Origin of the sequence: Streptomyces sp. WMMB 322 (assembly GCF_900090145.1) — a bacterium.
Classification (GTDB): Bacteria; Actinomycetota; Actinomycetes; order Streptomycetales; family Streptomycetaceae; genus Streptomyces.
In genome coordinates, this window is record NZ_FMHI01000003.1 from 191862 (window position 1) to 209363 (window position 17502).

The 17502-nt window shown below is 71.8% G+C and carries 13 protein-coding genes; 9 read left to right on the forward strand and 4 right to left on the reverse strand.

Annotated features, from left to right (window positions below; translation table 11 throughout):
* Window positions 1-87 precede the first annotated feature (87 nt).
* The 4 genes from H180DRAFT_RS06725 (at window position 88) to H180DRAFT_RS06740 (ending at window position 7806) form a co-directional block, all read left to right on the forward strand.
* Complete coding sequence (locus tag H180DRAFT_RS06725; protein ID WP_055485063.1) at window positions 88-3483, forward strand: GH92 family glycosyl hydrolase; 3396 nt, start codon at window positions 88-90, stop codon at window positions 3481-3483.
* 112 nt (window positions 3484-3595) lie between these two features.
* Complete coding sequence (locus tag H180DRAFT_RS06730) at window positions 3596-4351, forward strand: HAD family hydrolase (RefSeq protein ID WP_055485064.1); 756 nt, start codon at window positions 3596-3598, stop codon at window positions 4349-4351.
* Entirely contained in the window at window positions 4348-6693 is a 2346-nt protein-coding gene (locus tag H180DRAFT_RS06735; protein WP_055485065.1) for a glycoside hydrolase family 65 protein, read from the forward strand. Before H180DRAFT_RS06730 ends, H180DRAFT_RS06735 begins: the two co-directional genes overlap by 4 nt.
* Window positions 6694-7047: 354 nt before the next feature.
* Window positions 7048-7806 (forward strand): snapalysin family zinc-dependent metalloprotease, encoded by a 759-nt coding sequence (locus H180DRAFT_RS06740; protein WP_107097588.1) that lies wholly within the window; start codon window positions 7048-7050, stop codon window positions 7804-7806.
* 42 nt (window positions 7807-7848) lie between these two features.
* Here the strand turns inward: H180DRAFT_RS06740 and H180DRAFT_RS06745 are convergent, their stop codons facing one another.
* On the reverse strand, window positions 7849-8496 hold the full coding sequence (locus tag H180DRAFT_RS06745) for a GNAT family N-acetyltransferase (protein ID WP_055485067.1): 648 nt from the start codon (window positions 8494-8496) through the stop codon (window positions 7849-7851).
* A 238-nt stretch (window positions 8497-8734) separates the two neighbouring features.
* Between H180DRAFT_RS06745 and H180DRAFT_RS06750 the strand changes: the two genes are divergently transcribed.
* From H180DRAFT_RS06750 to H180DRAFT_RS06765, 4 genes are all read left to right on the forward strand, one after another.
* Entirely contained in the window at window positions 8735-9358 is a 624-nt protein-coding gene (locus H180DRAFT_RS06750) for a TetR/AcrR family transcriptional regulator (protein WP_055485068.1), read from the forward strand.
* A gap of 153 nt (window positions 9359-9511) precedes the next feature.
* On the forward strand, window positions 9512-10261 hold the full coding sequence (locus H180DRAFT_RS06755; protein ID WP_079099902.1) for an ABC transporter ATP-binding protein: 750 nt from the start codon (window positions 9512-9514) through the stop codon (window positions 10259-10261).
* A 5-nt stretch (window positions 10262-10266) separates the two neighbouring features.
* Window positions 10267-12636, forward strand: a complete 2370-nt coding sequence (locus H180DRAFT_RS06760) for an ABC transporter permease (protein ID WP_055485069.1) — start codon at window positions 10267-10269, stop codon at window positions 12634-12636.
* A gap of 296 nt (window positions 12637-12932) precedes the next feature.
* Entirely contained in the window at window positions 12933-13556 is a 624-nt protein-coding gene (locus tag H180DRAFT_RS06765) for a LysM peptidoglycan-binding domain-containing protein (protein WP_055485070.1), read from the forward strand.
* Between the two features lie 475 nt (window positions 13557-14031).
* Here H180DRAFT_RS06765 and H180DRAFT_RS06770 read toward each other — a convergent pair whose 3' ends face one another.
* From H180DRAFT_RS06770 to H180DRAFT_RS06780, 3 genes are all read right to left on the reverse strand, one after another.
* A complete protein-coding gene (locus H180DRAFT_RS06770) occupies window positions 14032-15162 on the reverse strand; it encodes a PucR family transcriptional regulator (RefSeq protein WP_055485071.1) in 1131 nt (376 codons plus the stop codon).
* A gap of 214 nt (window positions 15163-15376) precedes the next feature.
* Window positions 15377-15955 carry a dihydrofolate reductase family protein gene (locus H180DRAFT_RS06775; RefSeq protein WP_055485072.1) on the reverse strand — a complete coding sequence of 193 codons (579 nt, stop codon included), beginning with the start codon at window positions 15953-15955 and terminating at the stop codon, window positions 15377-15379.
* A 29-nt stretch (window positions 15956-15984) separates the two neighbouring features.
* Complete coding sequence (locus tag H180DRAFT_RS06780) at window positions 15985-16383, reverse strand: YybH family protein (protein WP_055485073.1); 399 nt, start codon at window positions 16381-16383, stop codon at window positions 15985-15987.
* A gap of 176 nt (window positions 16384-16559) precedes the next feature.
* Here H180DRAFT_RS06780 and H180DRAFT_RS06785 point away from each other — a divergent pair, with 176 nt between their 5' ends.
* The gene (locus H180DRAFT_RS06785; protein ID WP_055485074.1) at window positions 16560-17465 is read left to right on the forward strand and encodes an ATP-dependent DNA ligase; all 906 of its coding nucleotides are present in this window, start codon (window positions 16560-16562) and stop codon (window positions 17463-17465) included.
* The last annotated feature ends 37 nt before the right edge of the window (window positions 17466-17502 follow it).

The following is a 17502-nucleotide window of genomic DNA, read 5'->3' on the forward strand; positions in this document are numbered from 1 at the left end:
AGCGGCCGCGGCAGACGGACCAGACCCGGCAGACCCCGCCGCAGACCCCGCAGACCCGGCGGTCCCGGCAGAGCCTGCGCGGCGCTGATGGTGACGGCGCTGCTGATGGTGACCGGACAGGGGGCTGCGTCGGCCGCCCCACCCCGGCAGCCGCACGCACCGGGCGGCCCGGCGGAGGTGTTCCGCTCCTCCTTCGAGCCGGAGGACCCCGCGCCCGACTGGAACGACAGCGTCGAGACGACGCCCGACGGCGAGCAGAAGACCCGCGGCGTCCACAACGACTCCGCTCCCGGCACGCCCGGCATGAGCAGCCACCCGGGCACCGGACCCGACGACACCCCGACCTCGAAGAACGGCGCGGGCTTCAGCGGCGGGCACTCCCTTCGCTACGCGGGCGACCACTCCGGGAACGGCCGCGGCTACTCCTACAACCGCGTCTTCGACGTCGACGTCCCTGTCCGGGCCCGCACTTCGCTCTCGTACAAGATCTTCCCGGAACTTCCGGAGACCGACCTCGCCTATCCCGCCACGCACGCGTCCCTCGACCTCGCCTTCACCGACGGCACCTATCTGAGCGACCTGGGTGCCAGGGACCAGCACGGCAACCCGCTGACTCCGCAGGGCCAGGCGTCCGCGAAGACGATGTCCGCGAACCAGTGGAACAACCGGGAGTCGCGGATCGGCGCCGTCGCGGCGGGCAAGACCGTCGACCGGATCCTCGTCGCCTACGACTCCCCCAAGGGCGGCAGCGGCTTCCGCGGCTGGGTGGACGACGTCTCGATCGCGCCGAAGGCACCTGACAAGCGCCTCGCGCACCCCTCCGACTACGCCGAGACCACTCGCGGCACCAACTCCAGCGGCAGCTTCTCCCGCGGCAACACCTTCCCCGCCACGGCGCTCCCCGGCGGCTTCAACTTCTGGACCCCGGTGACCGATGCGGGCTCCACGGACTGGCTCTACGAGTACGCGCGCAAGAACAACGAGGACAACCTGCCCACCCTTCAGGCCTTCAGCGCCAGTCACGAACCCAGCCCGTGGATGGGCGACCGGCAGACCTTCCAGGTCATGCCGTCCGCGGCGAAGGGCAAGCCCGACGCGTCCCGCAAGGCCCGTGCGCTGCCCTTCCGCCATGCAGAGGAGACGGCCAGACCGCACTACTACGGCGTCACATCCGAGAGCGGGCTGCGTACGCAGATCACCCCCACCGACCACGCCGCGATGATGCGCTTCACCTTCCCCGGTGACGACGCGAACCTCATCTTCGACAACGTCGACAACCGCGGCGGTCTCACACTCGACACGGCCTCCGGGAAAGACGCCACCGTCACCGGATTCTCCGACGTCAAGAGCAAGTTGTCGGCCGGCGCGACCCGCATGTTCGTCTACGCACGCTTCGACTCCCCCGTGACGGACGGCGGGAAGCTGGAGGGCGGCGGCGGCAAGGACGTCACGGGCTATCTGCGCTTCGGCGCCGGCCCGGACCGTACCGTCACGATGCGCATCGCCACGTCCCTCATCAGCGTCGCCCAGGCGAAGGCCAGCCTGGAACGCGAGATCCCGGCGGACGCGTCCTTCGGCGAGGTGCGGCGGCGTGCGCAGGCCGAGTGGGACGATCTGCTCGGCCGCATCGAGGTGGAGGGCGCGAGCCGCGACCGGCTCACCACGCTCTACTCCAGCCTGTACCGCCTCTACCTGTATCCCAACTCGGGTGCGGAGCAGATCGGTTCGCGCAAGCGCTACGCCAGCCCCTTCTCGGAGCCCACGGGCGAGGACACCCCGACGCACACGGGCTCGAAGATCGTCGACCTCGGGGACTCCCCGGGGAACCGAGGGGATGTCTACGTCAACAACGGCTTCTGGGACACCTACCGGACGACCTGGCCCGCCTACTCCTTCCTCACGCCGGAGCGCGCGGGACGGATGGTCGACGGGTTCGTGCAGCAGTACAAGGACGGCGGCTGGATATCGCGCTGGTCCTCGCCGGGTTACGCGGACCTGATGACCGGCACCAGCTCGGACGTCGCCTTCGCCGACGCCTACGGCAAGGGCGTGAAGTTCGACGCGGAGGCCGCGTACGAGGCGGCGGTCAAGAACGCCACGGTCGCGCCGCCGCGTTCGGGCGTGGGACGCAAGGGCATGGCCACCTCCCCCTTCACCGGCTACACCAGCACCGCGACCGGCGAGGGCATGTCCTGGGCGCTGGAGGGATACCTCAACGACTTCGGCATCGCGCGCATGGGCGAGGCGCTGTACCGCAAGACCCACAAGGCGCGCTACAAGGCCGAGTCGGAATACTTCCTCGGCCGGGCCCGCAACTACGTCAAGCACTTCGACGACCGGGTCGGCTTCTTCCAGGGCAAGGACGCAGACGGCGACTGGCGCCTGCCGCCCGGGGAGTTCGACCCGCGCGTGTGGGGCCACGACTACACCGAGACCAACGCGTGGAGCTTCGCGTTCACCGCTCCCCAGGACACCAGGGGCCTGGCCAACCTGTACGGCGGGCGAGCGGGCCTGGCGAAGAAGCTCGACAAGTACTTCGCCACGCCCGAGACCGCGTCGAAGGAGTTCGCAGGCTCCTACGGCGACGTCATCCACGAGATGACGGAGGCCCGCGACGTACGCATGGGGATGTACGGGCACAGCAACCAGCCCTCCCACCACATCGCCTACACCTACGACGCCGCCGGGCAGCCCTGGAAGACCCAGGAGAAGGTCCGGGACGTGCTCTCACGCCTCTACCTGGGCAGCGAGATCGGCCAGGGCTACCCCGGCGACGAGGACAACGGCGAGATGTCGGCGTGGTACGTCTTCAGCGCACTCGGCTTCTACCCGCTGGTGATGGGATCGCCCGAATACGCGGTCGGCTCGCCGCTGTTCACCAAGGCCACCGTCCACCTCGAGAACGGGCGTGAACTGGTGGTGAAGGCGCCCCGCAACAGCGAGCGCAACATCTACGTGCAGGGGCTGCGCGTCAACGGCAAGGCGTGGCACTCCACTTCGCTGCCGCACAAGCTGCTGGCCCGGGGCGGCACCCTCGAATTCGACATGGGCCCGAAGCCCTCCAGGTGGGGCACCGGCGAGAAGAACGCACCGTCCTCCATCACCGAGGACGGCAAGGTGCCCTCGCCGCCCGCTGACGTGACCGTGCCCGCGAAGGACAAGCCGCTGCTGGACGACACCTCCGCCACCAGGGCCGTCTTCTCCGGTGCCGCGATGGAGGTCAAGCCGGGCTCCCGTGACAAGCCGGTGAGGTCCTACACGCTGACCTCGGCGGACAGCGCCGACGCCCCGGAGGGGTGGGTTCTGCAGGGCTCCGGGGACGGCAGGAAGTGGAAGGCGGTGGACCGCCGCCGTGGCGAGTCCTTCGCCTGGGACAGACAGACCCGCGTCTTCGAGATCGCCCGTCCCGGCGCGTACCGGCACTACAGGCTCGTGCCCGCCGGGGGCCCGGCGGCGCTGTCGGAGATCGAACTGCTCGGCTGAACCGTCCCGGGTCCGGGGCGCCGTCTGCCCGGGCGACGTCTGCCCGCGCCGGTGCCCGCACCCCGCCGGGCGGAAGAGGCATGGCGGGCCCGCATCGGGGGACCCGGCGCCGATGATGTGCCTGGGCCTGCCGCAGTCCGTGCGCGCCTGCCTCTTCGACCTGGACGGCGTGCTGACCAGGACGGCCGTTGTGCACGCGGCCGCCTGGAAGGAGATGTTCGACGACTTCCTGCGCGGCCGCGAGGGGGAGGGCTTCCGGCCCTTCAGTGCCGGCGACTACGACACATACGTCGACGGCCGGCCGCGCGCCGACGGCGTGCGCACCTTTCTCGCCTCCCGCGGCATCGAACTTCCCGAGGGCGGAAGCGACGACCCGCCGGGCCGGGAGAGCGTGCAGGGCCTGGGCCGCCGCAAGAACGACCTGCTGCTGGAGAAGATCCGCGAGCAGGGCGTCGAGGTGTACCCCGGCTCGGTCCGCTACGTGGAGGAGGTACGGAAGGCGGGACTGCACACCGCCGTCGTCTCGTCCAGCAAGAACTGCCGCGACGTCCTCGTCTCCGCCGGCATCGAGGACCTGTTCGGCGTACGGATCGACGGGCTCGTCGCCGAGAAGCGGGGGCTGCCCGGCAAGCCCGCCCCCGACACCTTCCTCGCGGCGGCCCGCGACCTCGGCGTGCCTGCGGCGGGATGCGCCGTCTTCGAGGACGCCCTGGCCGGGATGGAGGCCGGACGGGCGGGGAACTTCGGGTACGTCGTCGGCGTCGACCGCGTCGGCCAGGCGGCGGAGCTGCGCCGGCACGGTGCGGACGTCGTCGTGCAGGACCTCGCCGACCTCACCGCCCAAGACCGCCAGGAGGACTCCGCGTGATCACACAGCGTGCGTACGCCTGCGAACCCTGGACTCTGCGCGAGACGGGGCTGAACCTGGACCTTCTGCCGCAGAGCGAATCGGTCTTCGCGCTGTCCAACGGGCACGTCGGCTGGCGCGGCAACCTCGACGAGGGCGAACCGCACGGCCTGCCCGGCTCGTATCTCAACGGCGTCCACGAGCTTCGCCCGCTCCCGTACGCCGAGGCCGGCTACGGGTACCCGGAGTCGGGCCAGACCGTCATCAACGTCACCAACGGCAAGATCGTCCGGCTGCTCGTCGACGACGAACCCTTCGACCTGCGCTACGGGCGGCTGCGCTCCCACGAGCGGGAACTCGACCTGCGCAGCGGGCTGCTGCACCGCAGCTGCGAGTGGACCTCACCGGCCGGCAGCACCGTGCGGGTGCGCTCCACGCGGCTCGTCTCCTTCACGCAGCGCGCCATCGCCGCCGTCGCCTTCGAGGTGGAGCCGCTGGACGACGAGGTCCGGGTCGTCATCCAGTCGGAACTCGTCGCCAACGAGCAACTCCCCCACCGCCCCGGCGATCCGCGCGCCGCGGCCGCGCTCGAGTCGCCGCTGGAGCCCGAGGAGCACCTGGCCTCCGGGCACCGGCTGCGCCTGGTGCACAGCACGCGCCGCAGCGGGCTGCGCGTGGCAGCCGCGGCCGATCACGTCGTGAACGGCCCCGATTCCACACGTACTTCGAGTGAGAGCGGCCCGAACGTCAGCCGTCTCACGGTCACTTCGCTGCTTCAGCCGGGCATTCCGCTGCGGCTGGAGAAGATGGTCTCCTACGGCTGGTCGAGCGTGCGGTCGCTGCCCGCGGTGCGCGACCAGGTCGACGCGGCCCTCGCCGGGGCGCGCAGCACCGGCTGGGACGGGCTCGTCGAACAGCAGGCCTCCTACCTCGACGACTTCTGGGCACGCTCCGACGTCGAGGTCGACGGCGACGCGGAGATCCAGCAGGCCGTGCGGTTCGGCCTCTTCCACGTCCTGCAGGCCGGCGCCCGCGCCGAGCAGCGCGCCATCCCCGCGAAGGGCCTCACCGGCTCCGGCTACGACGGCCATTCCTTCTGGGACACCGAGATGTTCGTGCTGGCGCTGCTGACGTACACCTCGCCGCAGTCCGTCGCCGAGGCGCTGCGCTGGCGGTACGACACGCTGCCCGCCGCGCGGGCGCGGGCGCAGCAACTGGGCCTGCGCGGCGCCGCGTTCCCCTGGCGGACGATCGACGGATCGGAGTGCTCGGCGTACTGGCCGGCTGGCACCGCGGGCTTCCACGTGAACGCAGACATCGCCGACGCGGTGGTGCGGTACGTGACGGCCACCGGCGACGACGAGTTCGAGCGGGAGACGGGAGTGCCGATCCTGGTGGAGACCGCCCGGCTGTGGCACTCCCTCGGCCACCACGACCACCAGGGCGGCTTCCACTTCGACGGGGTCACCGGCCCCGACGAGTACAGCGCCGTCGCGGACGACAACATCTACACGAACCTGATGGCGCGGGCGAACCTGCGGGAGGCCGCGAACGCCATCGACCGGCACCCCGACCAGGCGCACGCGTTCGGCGTCGACGACGAGGAGACGGCCGCCTGGAGGGACGCCGCCGACGCCATCGTCCTCCCGTACAACCAGGACCTCGGTGTGCACGAGCAGTCGGCGGACTTCACCGGGCACCAGATGTGGGACTTCGCGAACACGCGGCCCGACCAGTACCCGCTGATGCTGCACTTCCCGTATTTCGACCTGTACCGCAAGCAGGTCGTGAAGCAGGCCGACCTGGTGCTCGCCATGTGCCGTCACGGCGAGGAGTTCGACGACGAGCACAAGGCCCGCAACTTCGAGTACTACGAGCAGCTGACGGTGCGGGACTCCTCGCTCTCCGCGTGCTGGCAGGCCGTCATGGCGGCCGAGGTGGGCCATCTGCGCCTGGCCTACGACTACTTGGGCGAGGCCGCCCTGATGGACCTGTTCGACCTGGAGAACAACACCCGGGACGGACTGCACATCGCCTCCCTCGCCGGTACCTGGACGGCGCTCGTCGCGGGGTTCGGAGGCATGCGGCACGTCGGCTGCACCCTGGAGTTCGCACCGAAGCTGCCGGAGCGCCTGACCCGTCTCGCCTTCACCGTGCAGATGCTGGGGCGGCGGCTGCGAGTCGAGATGAGCGATTCGACGGCCACGTACACGCTCGCCGAGGGTCTGCCGATGGAGATCTGCCACTACGGCGAACGCTTCACGGTGCGCAGCGGGGAGCCCCGCACGCGCGAGGTGGCGCGGGTGCCGCAGCGCCCCGAGCCGAAGCAGCCCCCGGGGCGCCGGCCCGCGAGCCGGCACTGAGCGCGCCGAGGGCCCAGGCCGTCTGCGCGTGAAGACGCCCGCCTGTGCTCGCCGTTGCCCGTCGCTGCTCACCGATGACGGGGAGCTTCGCAGGTCAGGGTCGCCGGGCTGCGGGCCGTGCCGCGATTGCGCGGACATGTCCCGCGGCAAGTTCCAGGCTGCGCGCATCTCGTGCCCCTCACGCATGTGACGGAGAACGCGGCCGATTCGGTACGCGTGAGTAGGAAAAGTCTGCGCGGAGGCTGCGAATCGGGCACCATTCGTACGCCCGCACCCGCAAGGGCCGCCTCCCGGACGGAGTCCGGGACAAGGCACCCCCCTCACAACCCTCATCGCTCAGCAGGGAGATGCACCATGCGTATCCGACTCCGGAGATGGGCGGCGGCCTGTGTCCCCCTGACTCTGTTCGCGGCGACCGCCTGCGCGGGTGCGGAGGGTTCCGAAGCGGCGTCACGAGTGGACGAGGCAGAGGTCTCCGCCACCAACGACGCATCCCGGGAGTCGGCGGGCCGGGGCTCCGGCGAGATCCCCTCGCGGGGGGACTCCGGCCCGCGCGGGGAGGCCGAGGTCGGCGAGTCGGCCGGGCCGGGCGGCCGGGGGCCGGAGGAGGGGCCCGTCGCCCCGGAGTGGCCGGAGAACGACGTGACGGGCCTGATACCTCAGGCCGGACCGCGCGCGGGCGGCGAGGGCCCCGTACTCCTGACCTACGACGCGGGCGCCGCGGACGGTTTCGCAGGAGCGGTCCGCGCGGCGGCCCGTTCATGGAACGACAGCGTGCCCGAGGTGGATCTCCGGCCCGCCGCCGCGGGCACCGAGGCGGACATCCGCATCGTCGTCTCGAAGGGCTGGCCGGGCGCCGCCCCCGAGGGGCCCCGTCTCGGCAAGGGCACCGTCACCATCGGCCGCAGGGCGCTGGCCCAGGGACACGATGCGATACGCGTCGTCTCCCACGAGTTCGGCCACATGCTCGGCCTCGAGGACAGCCAGCCCGGCCCGTGCTCCAGCCTGATGTCGGGCAAGTCGGCCGGACCGGCCTGCACCAACTCGGTTCCGGACACCGCCGAGATCCGCGAGGTGCGCCGCAACTTCAGCGCCACCGCCACCGTCGGCTGAGGGACGTGACCCCGGCTCCAGTCTTCTGAGTCGGGTCCGCGGTCACGGACTCCAGACCATCGCCTGCTGATGGACGCGCCGCCCCTCGTGGCGGATGCCGGGAACCAGCGGCGTGGCACCGTACTTGGTGAAACCCATGCGTTCGAAGAACCGCACCGCCCGGGTGTTCTCCGCCAGGGTCAGCAGGTGACACCCGGGTGAACCGCCGGCCCGCAGCCGCCGGAACCATGCGTTCATCAACCCGTCCGAAGCGCCCGTCCCACGCGCCTCCGGCACGACGTTGATGTGCAGATGCGCCGGCCAGCGCTCGTCGCTGAAGTCCGACGCGGTCAGCTCACCCCGGAGGGCGGCCCGGCCCAGGTCGAGGACGCTGCGCGCCAGGAACGCCGCCGGTCGCGGCCGAAGGGCGAGCCGGTGCTTCTTGATGGCCCTCGCGATGCGCTCGCTCTCACTGGGGAACCGCGAGGGGTCCAGGCTCCCCGCCAGATATCCGGCCGGGGCTCCGTCCACCACGGCGACGAACAGCGATTCCGGTTCCAGGTCCATGTAGGCGCGCAGGTAGATCTCCGCTTCCGACTCCTCGTGGCCCCACAGCGAAGCCGTCGCCGCGCCTGCCCCGGCTCTGCGGAACAGCTGCCGCAGTTCGGTGCGGTCGGCCTCGGCGAAGAGGCGGATCTCCGTCTCCGTCACTTCGGACGCACCCCCCTCGCACTCCTGTCGTCATCAGTGGCTCCCAGGATGCCCCGGCCGCCCGGGGAGGCGCCCCTTCCGCCGGACTCTCGTCGGCGGGGGCTTCTCCTCGGTCCCGGAAGGGCGTACTGTGGCAAGCGAGCTTGGTCGTACGCCCAAGCCGAACGACCAAGCCGTACGCCCAAGCCGCACGCCCAATCGATAACAAGCCGTTCGCCCAATGCTTAGTGGAGACCGAATGACCCCGACGTCCGCGGCACGCGGTCACGAGACACGGCAGCGGCTGCTCGACGCGGCGGCACAGCTGATCGTCGAGGACGGCTGGGGCGCGGTGACCACGCGGCGGGTGGCGGACCGCGCGGGGCTGCGGCCCGGGCTGGTGCACTACCACTTCTCCACCGTGACCGATCTGCTGATCGAAGCCGCACTGGCATCGGCGAGACGCGAGATGGCGCAGGCGACCGAGGCGATCCTGCAAGCGGACGACCCCGCGCAGGGCATGACCCGGGTGCTGGAGGCGGTGGCGGAGTACTCCTGGAACGATCCGGCGACGGTGCTGTTCAGCGAGATGCTGCTGGCCTCGACACGGCTGGAGCGGCTGCGCACTCAGCTGGCGGAGCTGATGGCCGAGTGGCGCACGAGTGTCGCCGAGTGGCTGCGCGCCTGCGGCACCACGTCGCCGGAGGGCCCTTCGGGCGAGGCGGCGGAACGCCCCGAAGACGACGCGGAGGCAACCGCGATGCTGCTGGGCGCCGCGATCGACGGACTCGTACTGCACCGGCTCATCGACCCGTCCGTCGCGCGGATTCCCGTGTCGGGTCCGCTGGCACGCCTGGCCGGGGTCGCACGCACAACCGGTTGAGGCGGTCGGCACCCACGGCGGGGTCCGCGGAAGCGGCCGGCCCGGACTCGGGGCGGCCGGGAACGCAGCGGCCGGGAACGCGGCGGCCGGCCCGGCACGAACGACAACGCCCGGCTCCATCAGCGGGCCGGGCCCGGCGAGAGGGAGGAATCAGTGGCGCACACCGGCACAGCCCGCACGGGAACCGGAGCCACGCTCCGGGGCGGGGCGCGGCTGCGAGGCCTGTCGAAGACGTACGGGGCGGGGGACACGGCCGTCGCCGCGCTCGACGGAGTCGATCTGGACCTGGACGCGGGAGAGTTGGTGGTCGTACTCGGCCCCAGCGGCTCGGGCAAGACGACGCTGCTGAACGTGCTCGGCGGCATCGAACCCGCCGACGCCGGCTCGGCGCAGGTCGCCGGAGTCGACCTGACGGGACGGCGCCCGCGCGAACTGGCCGCGTTCCGCAGGGATCACATCGGCTTCGTCTTCCAGTTCTTCAATCTGGTGCCCACCCTCACGGCCCGCGAGAACGTCGAGGTGATGGTCGAGCTGACGGGGCGGGGCGAGCGGCGCGAGGTACCCGGGCTGCTGGAGTCCGTCGGCCTCGGGGACAGGCTGGACAACTTTCCCGCGCAGCTCTCCGGTGGGCAGCAGCAGCGTGTGGCGCTCGCCCGTGCCCTCGCCACCGACCCGGATCTCCTGCTCGCGGACGAGCCCACGGGCGCCCTCGACGTGGCGACGGGCAAGTCCGTGCTGAGACTGCTCCAGCGCACCAACCGCGAGGGCCGGGGCGTGCTCATGGTGACGCACAACGCCGCCGTGGCGCGGATGGCCCACCGGGTGGTGACGATGCGCGACGGACGCGTGGAGTCGGTCGAGCGCAACTTTGACCCGGCCGACGTCGCCGACGTGGACTGGTGAGCGGCATGAACCGGATTCTTCTCGCCAAAACCCGGCGCGATCTGCGGCGCCGCCTCCCGCAGTTCGCGGCGGTCGGGGTGACCGTGATGGTCGGCGTGCTCCTCTTCGTCGCCAGCTACGACGCCTACCGCAACCTGGGTTCCAGCTACGAACACACCTATTCGCAGATGCGGTTCGCGGATCTGACGGCCTCCGGCGGTGACGCCGAGAAGGTCGCCTCGGCGGCCCGGGCCGCGGACGGCGTCGAGGCGGTGGCCACCCGCACCCAGGGCCGGCTGCCGGTGAACCTCGGCGGCGACGAACTCCTCGGCAGGGTCACGGGATTGCCCGCCGGGAAGCAGCCGCAGGTCAACAAGGTCGACGTCGTCTCGGGCCACTACCCGCGAAGCGGCGACCGCGACGGCGTGCTCGTCGAACGGCACACCGCGAAGACCTTCGGCCTCTCCCCCGGCGACACCGCCAGGGTCCACGACGGTTCACGCTGGCGGACGCTGACCGTGCGCGGTGTGGCCGACTCGCCCGAGTATCTGTGGCCGGCGCTCACGCGGCAGGAAGTCCTCAGCGATCCGCACAACTTCGCCGTGCTCTTCGCGCCCGAGGCGACCGTGCGGAAACTCACGCACGAGGCGGCCACCGCGCAGACCCTCGTGCGGATGAGCGGCGATGCCCGCGGGGACGGCACCGCCGCACGCGTCGCCGACCGGCTGCGTGCCGCGGGAGCCGCGGAGGTCCAGCCGCGAGCGGAGCAGCCGTCCGACGCCACTTTGAACGAGGACCTGAAGGGCTTCTCACAACTCTCCGTCGCCTTCCCGGTGCTGTTCCTCTCGGCGGCGGCGGTGGCCGCGTACGTCCTGATCACGCGGCTGGTGCTGGCGGAGCGCAAGGTGATCGCCACCTTCCTGGCCGCCGGAGCCCCGCGCGGCACGGTCGCACGGCACTACCTCGGTCACGGCGTGCTCGCCGGCGCGGCCGGTGCGGTACTGGGCGTGGCGCTGGGCGCGGTGGCGACGACGGCGATGACCCACGCGTACACCGCCGAACTCGGCATCCCGTACACGCTCGTCGAACGCCGCCCCGCGGTCATGCTGACGGGACTGCTCTTCGGTGTCCTGGTGGGGCTGGTGGGCGGGGCCGCGCCAGCGTGGGCGACGACGCGCACCGCACCGGCCGAGTCCATGCGTGGCGACGGCGGCACCCTGCGCCCGCCGGGCCGCTGGAGCGCGGTTCTCGTACGGGCCCGGCGACTCCCGCTGATCCTGCGGCTGGCTCTGCGCGAGCTGACACGCAGCCGGCGCCGCACGCTGGCCACGATGCTCGGCAGCGTGCTGGCCCTGGTACTGGTGCTCTCCTCGGCCGGGATGGCGACGAGCATGAAGGCCGCGCTGGACGTGCAGTTCGACACGGTGCAGCGGGAGGACGCCACCGTCATCGCCGACGCGCGGGCACCCGGCACCCGCAAGGCCCTGAGCGCCGTCCACGGGGTGAGCGCCGTCGAGCGGGTGACGACGGCGCAGGTCACAGCCGCCGCCAACGGCGAGTCCTACAGCACATCGCTCACCGGTTACCGGCCGGAGACGACGATGCACGGGTTCCGCACGCCCGGCGGAGGGGAGCGCCGGCTGCCCGCCGACGGCGGCGTACTGGCAGACAAGGCACTGGCCGCCCGCCTGCACATCGCCCCCGGCGACCGCTTCACCCTGCGTACCCCGGGCAGCGCGGGAGCCCAGGAGCGTCAGGTGCGGCTGGCCGGGCTGGTCGACGAGCCGATGGGTTCGGCGCTGTACGGCACACGGGAGACCGTCGAGGCGGCGACGGGCGCAGGACCGGGCGGTTATGCGCTGAAGTTCGACTCCGGAGCGGCGGCGCCCTCGCACGACCGCATACGCCAGGACGTCACGGCCCTCGAAGGCGTCGTCGCCTACACCGACTCACGGGCCGTCGAGCGGCAGGTCGACCGCTACATGACGCTGTTCCGGGTGTTCGTCGGGGTGATGCTGCTGCTCGGAGGGGTGCTGGCACTGACCGTCGTGTACGTGACGATGACGGTCAACATCGCCGAGCGCACCGGCGAGTTGGCGACTCTGCGCGCTGCCGGAGTGCCGTTGCGCCGCATCGCGGGGCTGCTGGCGGCGGAGAATCTCACTGCGACGGCGCTCGCCCTCCCGGTAGGGCTCGCGGCGGGCCTCGCCGCGGCGCAAGCGTCTCTCGGCTCCTTCTCGAGCGACATGTTCTCCGTGCGGCTGGAGATCGGCTGGCCCGTCACCGTGGGGGCGGCGGTCGCCGTGCTGGGCGCTTCGCTGCTCTCCCAGGTCCCCGCGCTGCGTGCGGTGCGGCGGCTGGACATCGCGCGCGTCGTCCGGGAGCGCGCCAACTGAGGGCGGCTGCGGGGCTGTCGGTGACGAAAGGCTGACAAGGGGCCACGGGGTGGAGGGGAGGCTGGGCCGTCAGGGTGTGACCCTTCTCTCCGCACATGGCCCTGAAGGTCCGGTTGTCCGGTTCGCGCCTCTCGGCATGACCTGCGGTGATAGTGGCTCCTGGCGGCTTCCTTGCTCTACGTGACCACTCGTGTCGGTTTTTGCCCACCCGGGGCAGTGTGCTTACGGTCGCCACCGCTCGACACGTTCGCCGCAGATCATGTGGCGAACTCCGCGATCGTTAGGAAACATTCGCCATGCTGTTTTCCGGTAACGGCCGTAACCGCGGGCCCGTGAAGGCCACCCGTCTCGCCGTGCTCAGCGGCGTCGCGGGGGCCGCCGTCGCCCTTCCGATGGTGACTGCGCCAAGCGCTCAGGCCGCCTCCGTCCGTACGTGGGAGAAGGTCGCCGAGTGCGAGTCCAGCGGCAACTGGCAGGCCAACACCGGCAACGGTCACTACGGCGGTCTCCAGTTCTCCAACTCCAGCTGGAAGGCGGCCGGCGGCACGAAGTACGCGCCGCGCGCCGACCAGGCCACCAAGGCGCAGCAGATCGCCACCGCCGAGAAGCTGCTGGACCGTCAGGGGCCCGGAGCCTGGGCCTGCGCCGGCGAGGCGGGGCTGACCGCGGACGGCCCCCCTGCCAAGGTCGGCAAGGGCGGCTCCGGCGGCAAGGGCTCGCAGGGCAGCGAGTCGCAGCGCCCGGCGAAGGGCAAGCCGCAGGCGGGGGGCAAGGGCAACTACACCGTGAAGGCCGGTGACACGCTCTCCTCCATCGCCGCCGCGCACGGCGTCAGCTGGAAGAAGCTGCACGAGAACAACAAGTCCGTCGTCAAGGACGTCGATGTGATCGTGCCGGGCCAGAAGCTCAAGGTCGGCTGAGTCAGCCGCCACCTGCCCCGGCAGCCGCAGCCCGCGCCCCTTCCCCCCGGGGGCGCGGGCTGCGGTGCGTCTCCCCCCTGCCGACCGGGCGCCTGCGGGCCGTTCCCGTGCCGGCGGCTCCCGTCGGCACGGGAACCGCCGAGTCCGCCGAGTCCGTCCATGTGCCGACATCCGGCAGTCGGGACGGTACCCGGCGGCCTCCCCGAAAGGCATCGAGCCGATGCCCTCACCCCCGTCGAGGGCATCGACTCGTGCCTGCACGCCTTGCGGCGCACGCTCATCGTGACACCGGAGGCCGCTGGCACACATTGCCAGAACCCGGCAATCATTACGCGCTTTTGACGTCCTGTGAGCAACCAGGTCACCCACCCGCCCCACGCGCCGGAACACGTCATCACGGGGGTCTGACATTCCACGGGCCGGAACCGCCACGCCGGTAACCGCCCGCGGACTCTTCGCCGCGGGCCAGCCCGCCTCAGAGGTCCTTGTCGGGCCAGCCCAGCAGCCGGGCGCCCATGACAGCCGCCTCCAGCGTGAACCGCTGCAAGGGCTCGCCCGGCGAATAACCGGTGAGCGTGCGGATGCGTTCCAGCCGGTACGACAGGGTGCGCACGCTCAGACCGAGCCGCCGGGCCGCCTCCGCGTTGACGTAGCCGGCCGCGGCACACTCCATCAGGGTCTCCAGCAGCGGCCGCGCTCCGCCGCGTGCCTTCGTCAGCGGCCCCAGCACGGTGCGGACGAGATCCGCCATGGCCCCGCGGTCACGCAGCAGCACCGGGAAGACGAGCAGTTCCGAGGCGTTCAACCGCACGCCTTCCAGGCCCAGTCGCTCGGCGAGTTCGAGTGCGCCCAGCGCCTCCTCGTAGCTGCTCACCACTCCCCGCGCGCCCGAGTGCTCACGCCCGACTGCGATGCGCCGCGCGGCGGGACAGCCCGTGCCCGGCTTCTCCGCCAGGCGCACGAAGTGATCCAGCACTTCGCGGTCGCCGCTCGCGGCGATGCAGACCAGCCGCCCTTCCTTCGTGGACAGCAGCACGTCCCGCGGCCCGAACCGCCCGATCAGCTCCCGCTCGATGAACCGCACCGTGCGGTGCACGTCGTCGTACTTCTCCGGGCCCACCGCCACGGCGACCGTGTGCAGCCCCGCCAGACGCAGCCCGAAGCGCTGTGCGCGCTCCGCGAGCCGGCCCATGTCGCTGCGCCCGTAGAGGAGGTCGTCGACGAACTCGCGCCGCTCGCCCTCCTCCTGGCGCACAGCGAGCCGCTGCGCACGCTCGTGACCCTCCCCCATCGCCGACACGGCGACCTCGACGGCGGCCAGCAGGGCGTCACCGGTGCGGGCACGCTCGCTCGCGCTCGCGGCGCGGGCGACTCCCGGCAGGGTGCCCCACAGATCCCGTGTCCGCCCCAGGTAGAGGCCGACCAGGTCGCGCAACGACCACCCGTCCTCGGCCGCGCGTTCGCCCAGGGCGCGGAAGGAGTCCAGTTCGTGCCGGAGCGGCCGGCGGCCGGTCTCCGAGACTTCGGCCAGCAGCTGCGGGTAGCAGCCGAGGAAGTCGCCGGTACCGTCGTCCTCGTCGCCGGCCTGCGGTCTGTTCTCGTCCACAGCTCCGCGCCTCCCCCTCGCTCCTCGTGGCACGCTCCGCCCCGCGGGCACAGCGTATGGGAGTGCAGACCCGGGGCACGGGGCGGTCCCGCCATCCCGTGCCTTCAGCCCTCCGCCGACGTTCCCGCGCAGGCAGCCGGGGCGGGGCCTGCGGTGCCGTGCCCGGGGGCCCGCGGGCCTGCCGTGGGGTGCCCGGGGCCCGCGGCGGTCCGGCTCATGAGGGTGCGGGGGCCTCCGCCCGCTCGTGGTGCAGCAGGACGACGCCGTTGCCGAACGTCCTCGTCCCGGCCAGACGCAGCGGCGTTCTGCCGCCCGCCGGGGGGAACAGCGGTCTGCCCGCGCCGAGCAGGACGGGATGGACGAAGGTGCGGTACTCGTCGATGAGGTCGTGCTGCCGGAAGGCTGCGGCAAGCTCGGCGCCGCCGACGAACATGTCGCCGCCCGGCTGGGCCTTGAGCTCCCGGATCTCCTCGGGGTCCACCTCCCGTCTGACGGTGGCGTTCGCGCCGGCCCGCTCCAGGGTTCTGGAGAAGACGACCTTGGGTGTGTCGCGCCAGATCCCGGCGAACTCCAGCATCGGGCCGGCGATTGCCGGGTCGGACTCCGCGTCCGGCCAGACCGACTCCATGAGCTCGTAGTCGACGCGACCGAGCAGGAAGACGCTCACGTCCTCGAACTGCCGGTTGATGTACTCGTGCACTTCGTCGTCGACCAGGTGCCAGTCGATCGTGTGGTCCGGCCCCTCGAAGAAGCCGTCCAGCGAGACCGACATGGACAGGATGATCCTTCTCATGGGCCTGAACTCTTCCTGGTCGTCCGGGATCAGTTCTTGTGCGGGAACGAGTGGTGCTCGTGCGAGACGGTCCAGCGTCCGTCTTCCTTGCGGAGCCCGACCGTCAGACGCAGGCGGCTGCCCGGGTCGGCCCGCAGTTCCTCTGCGGTGCCGCAGCGCAGCAGGGCGTGGGCGAAGGCCACGTCGGCGCCCGCCGTGACGTCCAGCGAGACGATCTCGAAGCAGGCGCCCCGGCGCTGCCATTCGAAGAACGGCGGCCACGTCTCGCGGTAGCGCCCGATGCCGCGTACACCGTCCTCGGGCGGCGGTACGTCGAACATCACGATGTCGTCGGCGTGACGGTCCAGCACGGCGTCCATGTCGCCCTCGTGCACCGCTTTCGCCCAGCGTCCGATCAGCTCGCGGATCTGCGTCTCGTCGTCGGCCACACCGGCTCCCCTCGACTCCCTCGCGTACGGATGCCGCTCATCGCGGTACCGGTACCGACCCGGGCGGCGCCCGTAACTCATCGGCACGCACCCGCTCCGCCACAGCGGTGGCGTGCTCGCGCGGCTGCGGCGTGGCCGCCCGGCCGCCACCGGGGCGCGGCAAGAGGGTGGGCGCTGTGGATTCCGGTGCGAACGGCGGGCTCGTTGTGCGGCTGCCGGTGGAGCTCGTACGTCCGAAGCCTGCGGAGTCGGTCCCCGACGGGCCGGGCTGGCAGCACTCCATCAAGCTCGACGGCTGGCGCGTGGCCCTCGCCGTCACCGCCGAGGGTGTACGGATCCACTCGCGAAGCAAACGCGAGGTGACCCGCCAGTTCCCCGAACTCGTCGATGCGGGCGCGCAGTTGGGGACCGGGACCGTCATCGACGGCGAGGTGGTGGTCTGGAACGAGCAGCAGCGCGCCTTCGACTTCGAGGCCCTCCAGTCGCGGGGCCTGGCGAGGCGGCCCGCTTCCTCGGCGCCCGGTGCGGTCCTCGTCGCCTTCGACCTGCTCGCCGTGCCGCACACGGATCTGCGCGCCGAGCCTCTGCGTACGCGCTGGGAGCGGCTGCGCGACGTGGTCGACGAGGCGGGCCCCGAGATCCAGCTGATCCTCGCCACGGACGACGCCGAGGAGGCCCGCGCCTGGATGCGCGACATGAGAGCCCAGGGCGTCGAGGGAGTCGTCTCCAAGCGCTGGGACTGCGCCTACCGGCCCGGAGATCCGCGGTCCGCCTGGCGGAAGGTGAGGTCGGCGGACACGGTCGACGCACGGCTCGTCGGCATCACGGGCCCGGAGCGGCGCCCTTGGGGGGCCGTCGTCGAACTGCCCGGCGGGCGCCGGGCGGTGACCACGCCGCGGCTTGCCCCGGTGACCGCGGCACAGCTGGGGCGGGCCGTCGCCGGCCGACTCGGAGCGGCGGTCGCGGACACCGAACTGGACGTGCGCTGGCGGCCGTTGACCGAACCGCTCACGGCGGAGGTGCGCGTGAGAACGGGCCGGGTCCCGCTGGTGCGGTACGTGCGGCTGCGTGCGGACGTGTGAGGGGTGCTGGCCGGCCGGCCCGTCCGGCCGCGGGCTG